This window comes from Intrasporangium sp., from assembly GCF_040414665.1.
Lineage (GTDB): Bacteria > Actinomycetota > Actinomycetes > Actinomycetales > Dermatophilaceae > Intrasporangium.
Genome location: NZ_JBEDUL010000021.1, coordinates 15,039 through 31,021 on the forward strand (window position 1 = coordinate 15,039; position 15,983 = coordinate 31,021).

Genomic DNA, 15,983 nt, shown 5'->3' on the forward strand with positions numbered 1-15,983 from the left:
CGCAGACCTCGGTTGGGTCAGCGGACGAACTGCGAGGCTCGGTCGGTGAGGTCCAGCAACGCCGAGGGGAGGACCCCGAGGGCGAGGGTGATCATCGTCCCCACGGCGATGGAGAACGTCGTCCCGATCGAGGGCGTGACGACCACGACGGAGTCGCCGGGCGGCTCGCTGAAGAACATCAGCACGATGACCCTGGCGTAGACGAAGACCGTGATGGCGGAGCAGATGACCCCGACGACGGCGAGCACGGTGCCGGTGGCCCCTCCCGACCCGATGGCCGCGGAGAACACGGCGAACTTCGAGACGAAGCCCGAGGTGAGCGGGATGCCGGCGAACGCGAGCATGAGGAAGGCGAACGCTCCAGCGACCACCGGGTAGCGCTTGCCCAGACCGGCCCACTGCGACAGGTGCGTCGCCTCTGAGCCGTCCTGGCGCACCAGGTTGACGATGGCGAACGCTGCGATCGTGGCGAACCCGTAGGCGACGAGGTAGAACAGCACGGAGCTGATGCCCTTGCGGTCGAAGGCGAGGACGCCGACGAGGATGAAGCCCGCGTGTGCGATCGACGAGTAGGCCAGCAGTCGCTTCATGTCCGTCTGCGTCACGGAGAGCACCGATCCGACGACCATGGTGAGCAGGGCGACGACGACAAGCGCGTTCGTCCACTCCCACCGGGCGGTGTCGAGACCGACGTAGGCCAGCCGCAGGATGGCGCCGAACGCGGCCGCCTTGGTGGCCGCAGCCATGAAGCCGGTGACAGGCGTCGGGGCGCCCTGGTAGACGTCCGGTGTCCAGGCATGGAACGGCACGGCGCCGACCTTGAACAGCAGGCCGACGAAGACGAGGAAGGCTCCCGGGACGAGCAGGCCGTTCATCGCCAGGGGACCGGCCGCGATCGCGGCGCTGAGGTCGGCGAAGTACACCGAGCCCGCGTACCCGTAGAGCAGGGCCGTGCCGAAGAGGAAGAACGCCGAGCTGAACGATCCGAGCAGGAAGTACTTGAGCGACGCCTCCTGGGAGAGCAGGCGGCGCCGGCGCGCGAGGCCGGTGAGGACGTAGAGCGGCAGGGAGAGCACCTCGAGGGCAACGAACATGCCGATGAGGTCGTTCGTCGTCGGGAAGAGCATCATCCCTGCGATCGCGAACATCGCGAGCGGGAAGACCTCCGAGGTGAGCGCACCCGCGCGGGTCGCAGCCGCCTCGACCGCCGACCCCGGGGTCGAGGCGCCACTCGGCGTGAACGCGTCCGGCCCGACACCACCGAGCCGTTCGGCCATGGTGAGGATGCCGAGCACTCCCATCAGGACGATGGTGCCCTGCATGAAGAGGGCGGGCCCGTCGACGGTCAGGGCGAACAGCTTGCGGCCGGATGCCTCGTCGGTGATCCCCATCGTGTAGCCCTGGTGGTTCACGGCCACGAGGACCGCGACGAAAGCGCCGAGCAGGGCGACGACAGCGAGGGTGGTCTGGGTGACGAAGCGTCGCTCTCGCGGAGCGAACGCCTCGATGATGACCCCGATCACCGCCGCGCCCAGGACGACGAGGAACGGCAGGATGGCGACGTAGTCGACCTGTGCCTGCTGGAAGGCGGTCGGCACCGCGAGCGGAGCGGCGGCGGTCACTTCGAGCTCCCTTCAACCGCGGCATCCGCCGCGGGTGGTGACGTGTCAGCGGTCGAGACGTGCGACAGGGACGTGTCGACGGCCGGGTTGATGACGTCCAGGGCCAGGTTCGGATAGAACCCGAGCACGAGGAACGCCGCGATCAGCGGTGCGGCGACGAGCTTCTCCCGCAGCGACAGGTCGGCGATCACCGTGCCCCCGGAGGACTTGCGCCATCGCTCGTCGACCAGGCCGGGGTCGAGCGCCAGCGACTCCGGCTTCGGACCGGTCATGACGCGCTTGTACATGAGCAGCATGTAGAGGGCGGCCAGGATGATGCCGCTGGTGGCCAGAACCGCTGCCACGGGCTGCGTCCGATAGGTCCCGACGTAGACGAGGAACTCCGACACGAAGCTCGCCAGCCCCGGTAGGGCCAGGCCCGACATGCTGGCGACGAGGAAGATCCCGGCCAGGCCCGGCGTGACACGCTGCCAGCCGCCGTAGTCGGGAATGCGCTTGCTCCCGCGCCGGTGCACGAGCATGGCGGCGAAGAGGAACAGGGCCGCCGTAGAGAACCCGTGGTTGAGCATGTAGAGCGACGAGCCGGCACCGCCGACGTTGGTGAACGCGAAGATCCCCAGCACGATGAAGCCGAAGTGGCTCACGGAGGTGTAGGCGATCAGGCGCATCATGTCGGTCTGGCCGATGGCGAGCAGCGCCCCGTACAGCACCGAGATGACCGCAAGTGCGATCACGAAGGGCGTCGCCCACTCGCTCGCTCCCGGGAAGAGCTGGAGGCAGAAGCGGATCATCCCGAAGGTGCCAACCTTGTCGAGCACGCCCACGAGGATCGTCGCCGTCGCAGGCGTCGCCTCGGTGGCGGCATCCGGCAGCCACGTGTGCACGGGGACCATGGGGGCCTTGACCGCGAAGGCGAGGAAGAAGCCGGCGAAGAGCAGGCGCTCCGTCGTGGGGTCGATGTCGAGGCCGGTGAGCTTGGCGACGAGGAAGCCGTCCGCTCCACCCGGTCCCTGCAGGTAGACCGCGATGACGGCCACGAGCATGATGAGCCCGCCCGCGAGCGAGAAGAGCAGGAACTTCATCGCGGCGTACTGGCGGCGGGGTCCGCCGAAGCGACCGATGAGGAAGTACACCGGGATCAGCATCGCCTCGAAGAAGACGTAGAAGAGGAACACGTCGGTTGCGGCGAACACGCCGACCATGAACGTCTCGAGCGAGAGCAGCAGTGCGAAGTAGGCCTTGGCGCGGCGTGCACTGACGGCGTCCCCCTCGTCGGGCACGTCGTGCCACGCCGCGAGCAGGCAGATGGGCGTGAGGACCAGCGCCATGATGATGAGCACGAGTGCGATCCCGTCGACACCCATGGAGTAGCTGACGCCGAGCTGCGGGATCCACTCGGCGTACTCGCCGAGCTGGAACTGTGCCGATGACCCGGTGTCGTACTGCAGCGCGGCGACGACTCCGACGGCGAGGGTGACGATCGAGGTGCCGAGCGCGATGCGCTTGGCGTTCTCGACGGTTCCCGGCGCGAACGCCACGACGAGCGATCCGAGCAGCGGCAGCGCGGCCAGGATCGTGAGCCACGGGATCGTGGACATCGCGGTGGTCGATTCGTTCATCAGGAGATCACCCACAGTGCACCGAGGATGGCGACGACACCGGCGAGCATCGTCAGGGCGTAGGAGCGCGCGAAGCCGTTCTGGATCCTGCGCAGTCGGGACGAGGTCCCGCCGATCAGCGCAGCGAGCCCGCCGGCGCCGCCGTCGACTCCCTTGCCGTCGAGGAAGACGAGCGAGCGGGTCAGGTGGATGCCGGGGCGCATGAGCAGGGCCTCGTTGACCTGGTCCTGATAGAGGTCCTTGCGGGCTGCTTGGGTCAGCATCGACCCCGCAGGGGCCAGCAACGGCACGTCGTCGCGCCAGTACCGCAGCCAGGCGTAGGCGACGCCACCGACCACGAGGATCAGGGTCAGCGCCACGATGACCGGCACCGACAGGACCGGGTGCTCCTCTGGCGCGGCGCCGGTCACCGGCTCGAGCCAGGAGGTGAACAGGCCCGTCGGGCCGATGATGAGGCCGAGGAAGGCCGAGCCGACGGCGAGCACCATCATCGGCACCGTCATCAGGCTGCCTGACTCGTGCGGGTGGACGTCATCGGTCCAGCGCTTCTTGCCGTGGAAGGTCATGAAGAACAGGCGGGACATGTAGAAGGCCGTGATCCCGGCTCCGATGAGGGCGGCCCCGCCGAAGACCCAGGGGCGCCAACCCTCGCCGATGAAGGCGGCCTCGATGATCTGGTCCTTCGACCAGAAGCCGGAGAACGGTGGGACACCGATGATCGCGAGCCAGCCGAGAGCGAAAGTGGCCCAGGTGATCTTCATGACCCCGGACAGGCCGCCGAACCGGCGCATGTCGACCTGGTCGTTCATGCCGTGCATGACCGATCCGGCTCCAAGGAACATCCCGGCCTTGAAGAAGCCGTGGGTGAGCAGGTGGAAGATCGCGAAGGCGTAGCCGATCGGGCCGAGCCCGGCAGCAAGCATCATGTAGCCGATCTGCGACATCGTCGAGGCGGCGAGGGCCTTCTTGATGTCGTCCTTGGCGCACCCGACGATGGCCCCGAACAGCAGCGTGATCGCGCCGACGATCACGACGGCGAGCTGGGCGTTGGGCGAGGCCTCGAAGATCGGGCCGGAGCGCACGACGAGGTACACGCCAGCGGTCACCATCGTCGCCGCGTGGATCAGGGCAGACACCGGTGTCGGACCGGCCATGGCGTCGCCGAGCCAGCTCTGCAGGGGGAACTGGGCCGACTTGCCGCACGCTCCGAGCAGCAGCATCAGGCCGATGGCCGTCATGAACGCCTGGTTGGCCTCGCTGCCGGCCGCCCCGAGGACGGTCTGGAAGTCCACCGCCCCGAAGTGGAAGAACATCAGGATGATGGCGACCGACAGGCCGAAGTCCCCGACCCGGTTGGCGACGAAGGCCTTGTTTGCCGCGGTCGCGTAGGCCGGGTTCCAGTTCCAGAAGCCGATGAGCAGGTACGACGCCAGGCCGACACCCTCCCAGCCGACGTACAGGAGCAGGTAGTTGTCGGCGAGCACGAGCAGCAACATGGCTGCGACGAAGAGGTTGAGGTAGCCGAAGAAGCGCCTCTTGTCGGGGTCACCCTCCATGTACCCGAGGGAGTACACGTGGATGAGCGACCCGACGAAGGTGATGAGCAGCGCGAAGGCGATCGAGAGCTGGTCCACGAGCAGCGACGCGTCCGCGGAGAACGACCCGGCGGTGACGAAGTTGAACAGGTGCACCGTCGACGACCGGTTCTCGGCGTCCTGGCCGAGCATCTGGATGAAGATCAGCGCGCCGACGACGAACGATCCCCAGGACAGCGCCGTGGCGAGCACCGGGCCGAAGCCGTCGGTGCGACGCCCGCCGAAGAGGAGCAGCGCAGCGCCGAGCATGGGCAGCGCGATGAGCAGCCACGCGAACGACGTGACCCCGCTGGCAGCGTGCACTTCGCCGGCGTGCGTGGCCAGCCCAGCGGCATACGTGCCGGACGTCTCGAAGAGGTATCCCATGCCTGTTGACATCGAGTGAGGGCTCCCTTACAGCTTGAGCAGGTTGGCGTCGTCGACCGAGGCCGACCGTCGAGCACGGAAGATGGCCATGATGATGGCCAGGCCGACGACGACCTCGGCGGCGGCGACGACCATGACGAAGAGCGCCATGATCTGGCCGTCCAGCGCGCCGTGGATCCTCGCGAACGTCACGAGCGAGAGGTTCGTGGCGTTGAGCATCAGCTCGACGCCCATGAACACGATGATCGCGTTGCGTCGCAGCAGCACCGTCGCGGTCCCGATCGAGAACAGCACGATCGACAGGTAGATGTAGTGAACCGGGCTCACTGGTCTGCACCCTCCTCTGGGCCAACCGACCGGCGGGAACGAGTCCCGCCCCGGGCAGCGTCACGCTCTGCCTGGGCGGCCTCGACGATGTGACGCTCGACGTCGAGGAATTCGTCCGGACGGGCGACCTGCTCGCGGGCGACGAGCACCCGGGAGACGGATTCCTTGCTGGGCGTGCCGTCGGGCAGCAGGGCCGGTGTGTCGACCGCGTTGTGGCGGGCGTAGACGCCGGGCGCCGGGAGCCCGGCGACGAACGTGTTGTCCCGAACCCGCTTCGCCGCCCATTGGGCCTGGGTCAGCTTCGGAGCGAGGCGCTCACGGTGTGCGAGGACCATCGCGGCGACAGCCGCGGTGATGAGCACGGCCGACAGGACCTCGAAGATCCAGACGTACTGTCCGAAGATGAGGTTCGCGATGCCGGTGATGTTGCCGGTCGTGGCGTTGCTCGACTCGAGACGATCCATCCCGGCCTGCACGGTGGCCTCGTCGAAGCTGGCCGAACCGATCGTCGAGACGAGCAGCCCGATGAGCCCGAGTGCGACGAGCATCGAGATCCACCGGTGGCCCTTGATCGTCTCGACGAGCGAGTCGGACGAGTCCACGCCGACGAGCATGATGACGAAGAGGAAGAGCATCATGACGGCACCGGTGTAGACGAACACCTGGATGACGCCGAGGAAGTCGGCCTTCTGCGCGAGGTAGAAGACGCCGAGGGACGTCATGGTGATGGCCATCCCGATGGCGGCGTGAACCGCCTTCCGGGCGAAGACCAGACCGAGTGCGGCGAGGACCGAGATGGGTGCGAGCACCCAGAACAATGCGGCTTCAGCGGAGGAGGTCACGGGTTCGCCCCTTCCCGGGTCTGCGCGGCCGTGGGCGCCGTCGTGTGGACGACGTCATGCTCGCCGGGCTCGCTCGCTGCGATGTTGCCCGGTTCGTCGTGGGCCAGCGGGCTCTCGTCCACCACCACTCGGGACTCCCGGGCGCTGACGTAGTCGCGTTGGGGAGCCGTCGGTCCGGTGACCTTGCCCTGGTAGTAGTCGCGCTCCTCCAGGCCGTCGGCCATCGGGAACGGCGGCTCGAGCATGCCCTCCTGGAGCGGCGCGAGGAGCTGGTCCTTGGTGAAGATCAGGTCGCCCCGGTTGTTGTCGGCCAGCTCGTAGAAGTTGGTCATGGTCAGGGCGCGCGTCGGACAGGCCTCGATGCACAGGCCGCAGAAGATGCAGCGCAGGTAGTTGATCTGGTAGACGCGCCCGTAACGCTCACCGGGGCTGAACCGACCCTTGCCACCCTGCTCGAGCGGGGTGTCGTCGTTGTCCGCTCCCTCGACGAGGATCGCGTCGGCCGGACAGGCCCAGGCGCACAGCTCGCAGCCGACGCACTTCTCGAGGCCGTCCGGGTGACGGTTGAGCTGGTGGCGGCCGTGGAACCGCGGCTGGGTCGGGCGCGGCTTCTCCGGGTACTCCTCCGTCGCGACCTTGCGGAACATCGTCGAGAAGGACACGCCGAAACCGGCGACAGGGGCGAAGAAGTCCGCGAAGGCTCCCTTGCCCTTCCGCTCGTTGTCCTTGCTGACGTTCTCGTCAGCCATGGGTCTCCTCCTTGCCGGGGGTGCCGTCCGGGGTGTCGCCGGGAGTGGCGTCGAGGGTGTCGTCCGGATCCGTCGTGGACGACGTGGGCGAGGTGGGCGACGCGGTGCCGCGCACGGTCGTGCCACGCCCGCCTGCCGAACCCGCGAGCACGCGGTCCGCCCGAGCGGGCTCGCGCAGCCGCTGCCCGGGCAGCGGTGGGACGGGGTAGCCCTCCGCGAACGGGTCGATCTCGTCCGGTGGTGCCGTGTCGACTTCGGCCCGCCGCGCATCGACCCGGTCGCCCCAGACCCACGTGATGATGAGGGCGAGGACGGCGACGACGCTGATGAGGATGAGCGTCGCCCGGTTGAAGGACAGGCCGGCGATCGTCACGGTCTCGTCACCGAGGAAGCCGAGCTGCGCGCCGCGGATGAAGGCGACCGCGACGATCCAGGCGAGCGTGACGGGGATGAGGAACTTCCAGCCGAACCGCATGAACTGGTCGTAGCGGGTTCGGGGCAGCGACCCACGCAGCCACACGAAGAACCACATGAACAGCCACATCTTGAGGGTGAACCACAGCAGGCCCCACCAGCCGCCCGCGAACGTGCCGTCGCCGATGGCGGAGATGAGCGGTGGCGCCGCAGGACCGCCGAGGAACATCGTCGTGGCCAGCGCCGACACGGTGAACATGTTGACGTACTCGCCGAGGTAGAACATCGCGAACGTCATGCCGGAGTACTCGGTGTGGAAGCCACCGACGATCTCGCCCTCGCCCTCGGCCAGGTCGACGGGCAGTCGGTTGGTCTCGCCGACCATCGTGATGACGTAGACGACGAAGCTGAAGAACGCCGGGAGGATGTACCAGAGCGAGCTCTGGGCATCGACGATCTGCGACGTCGACATCGACCCGCTGTAGAGGAAGACCGCGACGAGCGCCAGACCCATGGCGATCTCGTAGGAGATGACCTGCGCCGTCGAGCGCAGGCCGCCCAGGAGCGGATAGGTCGAGCCGGAGCTCCAGCCGGCGAGGACGATGCCATAGACCCCGACCGACGCGACGGCGAGCACGAGGATCACCGCAACCGGAACGTCGGTCAGCTGCAGTGGCGTCTCGTGGCCGAACATCGACACGGTGCCGCCGAGCGGGATGATGGCGAACGCCACGAACGCCATCGTCGCTGTGATGAGGGCTGCGGCCCGGTAGATCTTGTGGTCGGCGTTCGCCGGCGCGATGTCCTCCTTCAGCATCGACTTCATGCCGTCGGCGAGCGTCTGGAGCAGGCCGAAGGGACCGTTGCGGTTCGGGCCGGGACGCTGCTGCATCCGCCCGATGATGCGACGCTCGAACCAGATGACGATCAGGGTCGAGAGCAGCAGGTAGACGAAGATCAGGACGGCCTTGATCAGCGAGAGCCAGAGGGGCGTGTCGCTGAAGTCCGCGGAGGGGTTCTCGGTCGCCGGCAGCGTAGTGACGAGGCCGTATGCCGCTGAGCTGAGTGTCATGCGACGCCACCCTTCGTGTGGTCGGCTGGGTTGGTCGCCGCGGTCACCGAGACCCGGTGCCCGGCCTGGGAGCCGAGCCCGGACCGCACCGAGACACCCTCGGAGTTCGTCGGGAGCCACACGACACCGTCGACCATGCCGTCGACCACGGCGACGGGCACGGTGACGCTCCCGCGCGGACCGGTCACCGTCACGTCGCTGCCGTCGGCGACTCCGAGCCGCTCGGCGGAAGCCGGGGAGAGGTGCGCCATCGCCCGACGCGCGGTTCCGGCGAGGAACGGCTCGCCGTCCTGCATCCGGCCACGGTCGAGCAGCGTCGGCCACGTCGCGAGCACGTGGTCGCCGAGACCATCCCCGACGACCGGAGCCGCCTCCGCCTGGCCGGACGCCGAGACACCCCTCTGGCCGGACCAGGGCCCGAGCGCCTCGAACTGGTCGTGGATCTGGCGCTTCGTCCCGGTCTCCAGGAAGTGGCCGAGCTCACCGGCGAGCATGTCGAGCGCTCGGTGGTCGCTGACGTGGTTCGTCGTGAGCGCAAGCTCGAAGGGACGGATCCGCCCCTCCCAGTTGACGTAGGAGCCTTGCTTCTCGGCCTGCGCCGCCACGGGGAGCACCACGTCCGCGAACGGCGTGACGTCGGACTCGCGCAGCTCGAGGGAGACGACGAAGGCCCGCTCGAGGGCATTCCTCGTGTCGCTGAGACCGAGGTCTGCCGGGTCGACCCCACCGACGACGAGCGCATCCAGCTCGCCGGATGCGGCCGCTGCGATGATGCCTGCGGTGTCGCGGGCCGGGCTTGCGGGCAGCCCTGGGACCTCCCACACCGCTGCCACCTCGCCCCGGGCCGAAGCGTCGGTCGTCGGGCGGCCCCCGGGAAGGAGCGCGCCGAGCGCGCCCGCCTCGAGGGCTCCGCGCTCGCCCGCGCGACGGGGCACCCACGCCAGGCGGGCACCGGTCTCGGCGGCGAGCTGCGCGGCGGCCGAGAGCGCACCGGGCGACGTGGCCGCCCGCTCACCGACGAGAATGATGCCTGCCTCCGCCAGACCGTCACGTGCGGCGCTGCCGACCTCACTCGAGCGGAGGTCACGCAGCACGGCCGACTCCCTGCCGGGCGCGGTCGGAAGGAGTGTGCCACCCATCTTGGCAAGCCCCCGCGTGGGAGCCGGCCCAGCGGCATACACCTTGGTCTTGTTGTGGCGGAACGCCTTCCGCAGGCGCAGGAAGACGATCGGGCTCTCGTCCTCGGGCTCGAGGCCGACGAGGAGCACCGTCCCTGCCCGCTCGAGGTCGGCATAGGTCACCGCCCCGCCAGCGGGGCCGGTGGCCGCAACGTGCTGCGCGAGGAAGGCGACCTCCTCTGCGGAGTGGGGCCGGGCCCGGAAGTCGATGTCGTTCGTGCCCAGCACGACGCGGGCGAACTTGCCGTAGGCGTAGGCGTCCTCGGTGGAGACGCGCCCGCCGACGAGGACACCCGCGGCCCTCGACCTCGACAGGCCGGCGGCCGCTGCGGCGAGGGCTTCGGGCCAACCGACCACCTTGAGCTCGCCGTCCGCCTGACGGACCATCGGGAACTGGAGGCGGTCCGGCTGCGTGGCATAGGTGAAGGCCCAGCGGCCCTTGTCGCAGTTCCACTCCTCGTTGACGTCCGGGTCGCGCAGGGCCATGCGGCGCAGCACGACCCCACGGCGGTGGTCGGTGCGGATCGCGCAGCCGCTCGCGCAGTGCTCGCAGGCCGACGAGGTCGAGACGAGGTCGAAGGGCCGGCTGCGGAAGCGGTACGCCGCACCGGTGAGCGCGCCGACGGGGCAGATCTGGACGGTGTTGCCGGAGAAGTAGCTCTCGAACGGCTGCTCCTCGTAGATGCCCACCTGCTGCAGCGCGCCCCGCTCGACCAGGGCGATGAACGGGTCACCGGCGATCTGGTCGGAGAACCGGGTGCAGCGTGCGCACAGGATGCACCGCTCCCGGTCGAGCAGGACCTGCGAGCTGATGTTGATCGGCTTGGGATAGGTGCGCTTGACGTCCTCGAAGCGGGACACGGCCCGCCCGTTGCTCATCGCCTGGTTCTGCAGCGGGCACTCACCGCCCTTGTCACAGACCGGGCAGTCGAGCGGGTGGTTGATGAGGAGGAACTCCATCTGGCCGTGCTGCGCCTTGTCGGCCACGGCGGAGGTGTGCTGCGTGTTGACGACCATCCCTGGAGACACCGTGATGGTGCACGACGCCTGCGGCTTCGGCATCGGCCGCGCGACGCCCTCCTTGTCCGGGAGGGCGATGTCGACGAGACACTGACGGCACGCACCGACCGGGTCGAGGAGCGGGTGGTCGCAGAAGCGCGGGATCTCGATGCCGACCGTCTCGGCGGCACGGATGACAAGCGTGCCCTTGGGGACGCTGACGTCGATGCCGTCGATCGTCAGGGCCACGAGGTCCGGGTTGACCGGGGCGCCTGTGCCGGCGGCAGTGTTGGTCGAGGTGGCGGTCATGCGGTCACCATCCCGCTGGGCTCCTTGGTCTTGACATCCGGAACTTTGAAGAGAACCGACTTCTCCGGCGGGAAGAGGACGTGCGCCGGGGTGTGCATGCCGGCCTCGAACTCCTCACGGAAGTACTTGATGGCGGAGGTGATCGGGCTCGTGGCCGCGTCACCGAGGGCGCAGAAGCTGCGCCCGAGGATGTTGTCGCAGATGTCGACGAGCTTGTCGATGTCGTCCTGCGTGCCTTGGCCGTTCTCGATGCGGGTCATGATCTGGCGCAGCCACCACGTGCCCTCGCGGCACGGGGTGCACTTCCCGCACGACTCGTGCGCGTAGAAGTCCGTCCAGCGCGAGACGGCGCGGACGACCGAGACCGTCTCGTCGAAGACCTGGAGGGCGCGCGTGCCGAGCATCGAGCCGGCGGCCGCGACCGAGTCGAAGTCGAGCGGCACGTCGAGGTGCTGGTCCGTGAAGATCGGGGTCGACGAGCCGCCCGGCGTCCAGAACTTGAGCTGGTGGCCCTGGCGCATCCCGCCCGCGAGGTCGACGAGCTCGCGCATCGTGATGCCGAGCGGGGCCTCGAACTGCCCCGGGTTCGCGACGTGGCCGGAGAGGCTGAAGATCCCGAAGCCGGTGGACTTCTCGGTGCCCATGCCCTTGAACCAGTCGGGGCCCTCGAGGATGATCCCCGGCACCGAGGCGATCGACTCGACATTGTTGACCGACGTCGGCCGGGCATAGAGGCCGGCCGCTCCGGGGAACGGCGGCTTGAGGCGCGGCTGGCCGCGACGGCCCTCGAGCGAGTCGAGCAGCGCGGTCTCCTCACCACAGATGTAGGCGCCGGCGCCGGCGTGGACGGTGATGTTGACCTTGACGCCCTTGCCGCCGACGTCGTCGCCGAGGTAGCCGGCCGCCCGGGCCTCCTCCACGGCGCGCAGCAGGCGGCGGTAGACGTGGACGACCTCACCGCGCAGGTAGATGAACGCGTGCTCGCAGTCGATCGCGTAGGAGCTGATGATGACCCCCTCGATGAGCGCGTGGGGGTTGGCCATCATGAGCGGGATGTCCTTGCACGTGCCGGGCTCGGACTCGTCGGCGTTGACGACGAGGTAGCGCGGACCGCCGTCGGGAGGGCTCATGAACGACCACTTGAGGCCCGTCGGGAACCCGGCACCACCGCGTCCGCGGATGCTCGAGTCCTTGACCGCATCGAGGACCTCCGCGGGGGTCATGCCGAGCGCCTTGCGCAGTCCCTTGTAGCCGTCGTGCCGCTCGTAGGTCGCCAAGGTCCAGGACTGGGGCTCGTCCCACAGCCTGGTGAGGATCGGGGTCAGTGTGTCGGTCACTTCGAGCCGTCCTTCCCGTCCGTTGCGGATGTAGAGGACCCGTCGGAGGTCGAGCCGGTATCGCCCTGCGGAGCCACCCAGCCGTGCTCCTTGGCGATGCGCAGCCCGAGCAGCGAGGCGGGCCCGGCGCCCGGTCCCTGGTCGGCGAGGCCGTCCGGGAAGCCGGCGAGGACCCGGGAGACCTGCTTGAAGGTGCAGACCCGGTCGGGACCGCGGGTCGGCTTGACGTCCTTGCCCGCCCGGAGGTCGTCGACGAGCTGCACGGTGCTCTCGGGCGTCTGGTTGTCGAAGAACTCCCAGTTCGTCATGACGACCGGGGCGAAGTCACACGCGGCGTTGCACTCGATCCGCTCGAGGGTGACCTTGCCATCCTCGGTCGTCTCGTCGTGCCCGATGCCGAGGTGCTCGGAGACGGTGTCGAAGATGACGTCGCCGCCCATGATCGCGCAGAGCGTGTTGGTGCAGACCCCGACCGTGTACTCGCCGTTCGGGTGGCGCTTGTACTGCGTGTAGAACGTCGCGACGCCGCTGACCTCGGCCTCGGTGAGGTCGAGCAGCTCCGCACAGAGCGACACTCCCCTGCCGGTGACGTAGCCATCGACCGACTGGACCAGGTGGAGCAGCGGGATCAGGGCCGAACGCTTCTGCGGATAGCGCGCGATGACCTCGGCGGCGTCGGCGCGAAGTCCGGCGAGGACCTCGGGCGCATACGGCTCCTTGGACTCCGGGCTGACATGCAGGAACCCGGAGACGTGGGACGTGTCGTTGGCGGACATCAGCGGTCCACTCCTCCCATCACGGGGTCGATCGAGGCAACGGCGACGATGACATCGGCCATCTGGCCGCCCTCACACATCGCGGCGACAGCCTGGAGGTTGTTGAAGCTCGGGTCGCGGAAGTGGGCACGGTAGGGACGCGTGCCACCGTCCGAGACGAGGTGGCAGGCCAGCTCGCCCTTGGCCGACTCCACGGCGACATAGGCCTGGCCGGGCGGCACCCGGAAGCCCTCGGTGACCAGCTTGAAGTGGTGGATGAGGGACTCCATCGAGGTGCCCATGATCTCGCGGATGTGGTCGAGGCTGTTGCCGAGCCCGTCACCGCCCAGGGCCAGCTGCGCCGGCCACGCGATCTTCTTGTCCGCGACCATGACGGAGCCCTGGCTGCCCTCGGACTTCTGCAGCCGGTCGGCGCACTGCTCGACGATCTTGAGCGACTCGTACATCTCGTCGATGCGGACTCGGAGGCGACCGTAGGCATCCGAGCTGGTGCGCGTGATGACGTCGAAGTCGTAGGTCTCGTAGCCGCAGTACGGCTCGCTCTTGCGCAGGTCGTGCGGCAGCCCGGTCGACCGGAGCACCGGCCCGGTGATGCCCAGGGCCATGCAGCCGGCGAGGTTGAGGATGCCGACATCGACCATGCGGCCCTTGACGATCGGGTTCTCGTTGAGCAGGGCCTCGAGCTCCCCGATTCCCTTGCGCACCTTGGGAACCATCTCGCGCAGGGCGTCGATCGCCCCGGGCGGCAGGTCCTGGGCGACACCGCCCGGGCGGATGTAGGCATTGTTCATCCGTAGGCCGGTGACCATCTCGAAGATGCTGAGGATGCGCTCGCGCTCGCGGAACCCGACGGTCATGACCGTCGTCGCGCCCATCTCCATGCCACCGGTGCCGATGCAGACCAGGTGCGAGCTGATCCGGGTGAGCTCCATCATGAGGACCCGGAGCACGCTGGCGCGCTCGGGGACGTCGTCGGTGATGCCGAGCAGCTTCTCGATCGCGAGACAGTACGCCGTCTCCTGGAACATCGGCGTCAGGTAGTCCATCCGGGTGCAGAACGTGACGCCCTGCACCCAGGTGCGGAACTCCATGTTCTTCTCGATCCCGGTGTGGAGGTAGCCGATGCCCGCGCGGGCCTCGGTGACCGTCTCGCCGTCGAGCTCGAGAATGAGCCGCAGCACGCCGTGCGTCGACGGGTGCTGCGGACCCATGTTGACGACGACCCGCTCCTCGTGCAGCGCGGTGGCCTCGTCGACGACGCTGTACCAGTCGCCGCCGGACGCGTTGAAGACCGGCGCGTCTCCTGCGGCAGCCTCGTCGGCAGCCGTCGTCGCGTAGGGGTCGCCACCGAGCCTTGGGTCGAGGCCCGGGCTCGTACCGAAGACGGTGTGCTCCTCGTCCCTGTCGGCGTTCGTGTCGGTGTTGGTGCTCATCAGCTGTATGACCTCCGCTGGTCGGGCGGCGGGATGGTCGCGCCCTTGTACTCGACCGGGATGCCGCCGAGGGGGTAGTCCTTGCGCTGGGGGTGGCCCGGCCAGTCGTCGGGCATGAGGATCCGGGTCAGGGCCGGGTGGCCGTCGAACTGGATCCCGAAGAAGTCCCACGTCTCGCGCTCGTGCCAGTCGTTGGCCGGGTAGATCTCGACGATGGAGGGGATGTGCGGGTCGTCGTCCGGGCAGGACACCTCGACGCGGACCCGCTTGCTGCCGTTGGTGATCGACAGGAAGTGGTAGACCGCGTGCAGCTCCTCGCCCGCGCGGTCGGGGTAGTGCACTCCGGACACGCCGGTGCAGATCTCGAAGCGCAGGGCTGGGTCGTCGCGCAGGACGCGGGCGACGGCCGGGAGGTGTTCGCGGTTGACGTTGAGCGTCATCTCGCCACGGTCCACGACGACGGCGGCGACCGCTTCGTCGAAGGACGCTGGCCCTTCGGCGAGTCCCCGCTCGAGGGAGTCGGCGATGTCGTCGAAGTAGCCGCCGTAGGGACGGGCGGTCTCGCCGGCGACGAGGACGGGCCGGCGGAGCAGACCGTAGCCGGAGGTGTCGCCGCCAAGCGACGGACCGAACATGCCCTGGCGGTAGCCGACGACCTCGGGCGTCGTCTCACCGGGCTCCACAGCTGCGGAGTCGACCCGCGAGAGCTCGAGCTCGCCCGGCGTCAGGCCGCCCTCCTGCATCTTCTCGGGATTCGTGACGACGTCGCTCTTGGTCGTGTCGTCATTCGTCATGCCAACAGCCCCTTCATCTGGTGCGTCGGCGTCGCCCGCAGCGCCGCCTCCTCGGCAGCCCGGGCTGCCTTCTCCCGGTTGACTCCGAGTGGCATGCTCTCGACCTGCTTGTGCAGCTCGATGATCGCGTTGAGCAGCATCTGCGGCCGGGGCGGACAGCCGGGCAGGTAGATGTCGACCGGGATGATGTGGTCGACGCCCTGGACGATCGCGTAGTTGTTGAACATGCCGCCAGAACTGGCGCAGACCCCCATGGAGATGACCCACTTCGGGTTGGGCATCTGGTCGTAGATCTGCCGGACGACGGGGGCCATCTTCTGGCTCACCCGCCCGGCGACGAACATGAGGTCAGCCTGCCGCGGCGTCGCGGAGAACCGCTCCATGCCGAAGCGGGCGATGTCGTAGTCCGGCGTGCCGACGGCCATCATCTCGATCGCGCAGCACGCGAGTCCGAACGTCACCGGCCACATCGACGCCTTGCGCATGTAGCCGGCGAGCCCTTCGAGGGTCGAGAGCGCGAATCCGGCCGGGAGCTTCTCTTCGATGCCCAA

13 protein-coding genes are annotated in these 15,983 nt (G+C 68.6%); all 13 read right to left on the bottom strand.

The window, feature by feature from the left end; translation table 11 throughout:
• Positions 1 to 17: 17 nt before the first annotated feature.
• Genes nuoN through ABF401_RS02585 form a run of 13 tightly spaced genes read right to left on the bottom strand, consistent with a single transcriptional unit; the run spans position 18 to position 15,983 of the window.
• Complete coding sequence (gene nuoN / locus ABF401_RS02525; RefSeq protein ID WP_353507956.1) at positions 18 to 1,622, bottom strand: NADH-quinone oxidoreductase subunit NuoN; 1,605 nt, start codon at positions 1,620 to 1,622, stop codon at positions 18 to 20.
• Complete coding sequence (locus ABF401_RS02530) at positions 1,619 to 3,241, bottom strand: NADH-quinone oxidoreductase subunit M (RefSeq protein ID WP_353507957.1); 1,623 nt, start codon at positions 3,239 to 3,241, stop codon at positions 1,619 to 1,621. Before ABF401_RS02530 ends, nuoN begins: the two co-directional genes overlap by 4 nt.
• Positions 3,241 to 5,214, bottom strand: coding sequence for an NADH-quinone oxidoreductase subunit L (nuoL, locus tag ABF401_RS02535; protein WP_353507958.1), 1,974 nt, complete (start codon positions 5,212 to 5,214; stop codon positions 3,241 to 3,243). Before nuoL ends, ABF401_RS02530 begins: the two co-directional genes overlap by 1 nt.
• A 15-nt stretch (positions 5,215 to 5,229) precedes the next feature.
• Complete coding sequence (gene nuoK, locus ABF401_RS02540) at positions 5,230 to 5,529, bottom strand: NADH-quinone oxidoreductase subunit NuoK (RefSeq protein ID WP_353507959.1); 300 nt, start codon at positions 5,527 to 5,529, stop codon at positions 5,230 to 5,232.
• On the bottom strand, positions 5,526 to 6,371 hold the full coding sequence (locus ABF401_RS02545) for an NADH-quinone oxidoreductase subunit J (RefSeq protein WP_353507960.1): 846 nt from the start codon (positions 6,369 to 6,371) through the stop codon (positions 5,526 to 5,528). Before ABF401_RS02545 ends, nuoK begins: the two co-directional genes overlap by 4 nt.
• A complete protein-coding gene (gene nuoI / locus ABF401_RS02550) occupies positions 6,368 to 7,120 on the bottom strand; it encodes an NADH-quinone oxidoreductase subunit NuoI (protein WP_353507961.1) in 753 nt (250 codons plus the stop codon). The genes ABF401_RS02545 and nuoI overlap by 4 nt, the downstream gene beginning before the upstream one ends.
• Positions 7,113 to 8,606: an NADH-quinone oxidoreductase subunit NuoH gene (nuoH, locus tag ABF401_RS02555; RefSeq protein ID WP_353507962.1), complete on the bottom strand. Its 1,494-nt coding sequence runs from the start codon at positions 8,604 to 8,606 to the stop codon at positions 7,113 to 7,115. Before nuoH ends, nuoI begins: the two co-directional genes overlap by 8 nt.
• Positions 8,603 to 11,092 (bottom strand): NADH-quinone oxidoreductase subunit G, encoded by a 2,490-nt coding sequence (locus ABF401_RS02560; RefSeq protein WP_353507963.1) that lies wholly within the window; start codon positions 11,090 to 11,092, stop codon positions 8,603 to 8,605. The genes nuoH and ABF401_RS02560 overlap by 4 nt, the downstream gene beginning before the upstream one ends.
• Complete coding sequence (gene nuoF / locus ABF401_RS02565; protein ID WP_353507964.1) at positions 11,089 to 12,429, bottom strand: NADH-quinone oxidoreductase subunit NuoF; 1,341 nt, start codon at positions 12,427 to 12,429, stop codon at positions 11,089 to 11,091. Before nuoF ends, ABF401_RS02560 begins: the two co-directional genes overlap by 4 nt.
• Positions 12,426 to 13,205: an NADH-quinone oxidoreductase subunit NuoE gene (gene nuoE, locus ABF401_RS02570; RefSeq protein ID WP_353507965.1), complete on the bottom strand. Its 780-nt coding sequence runs from the start codon at positions 13,203 to 13,205 to the stop codon at positions 12,426 to 12,428. The genes nuoF and nuoE overlap by 4 nt, the downstream gene beginning before the upstream one ends.
• Positions 13,205 to 14,638: an NADH-quinone oxidoreductase subunit D gene (locus ABF401_RS02575; RefSeq protein ID WP_353507966.1), complete on the bottom strand. Its 1,434-nt coding sequence runs from the start codon at positions 14,636 to 14,638 to the stop codon at positions 13,205 to 13,207. The genes nuoE and ABF401_RS02575 overlap by 1 nt, the downstream gene beginning before the upstream one ends.
• Positions 14,638 to 15,432: an NADH-quinone oxidoreductase subunit C gene (locus ABF401_RS02580; protein ID WP_353507967.1), complete on the bottom strand. Its 795-nt coding sequence runs from the start codon at positions 15,430 to 15,432 to the stop codon at positions 14,638 to 14,640. Before ABF401_RS02580 ends, ABF401_RS02575 begins: the two co-directional genes overlap by 1 nt.
• The gene (locus ABF401_RS02585; RefSeq protein WP_353507968.1) at positions 15,429 to 15,983 is read right to left on the bottom strand and encodes a NuoB/complex I 20 kDa subunit family protein; all 555 of its coding nucleotides are present in this window, start codon (positions 15,981 to 15,983) and stop codon (positions 15,429 to 15,431) included. Before ABF401_RS02585 ends, ABF401_RS02580 begins: the two co-directional genes overlap by 4 nt.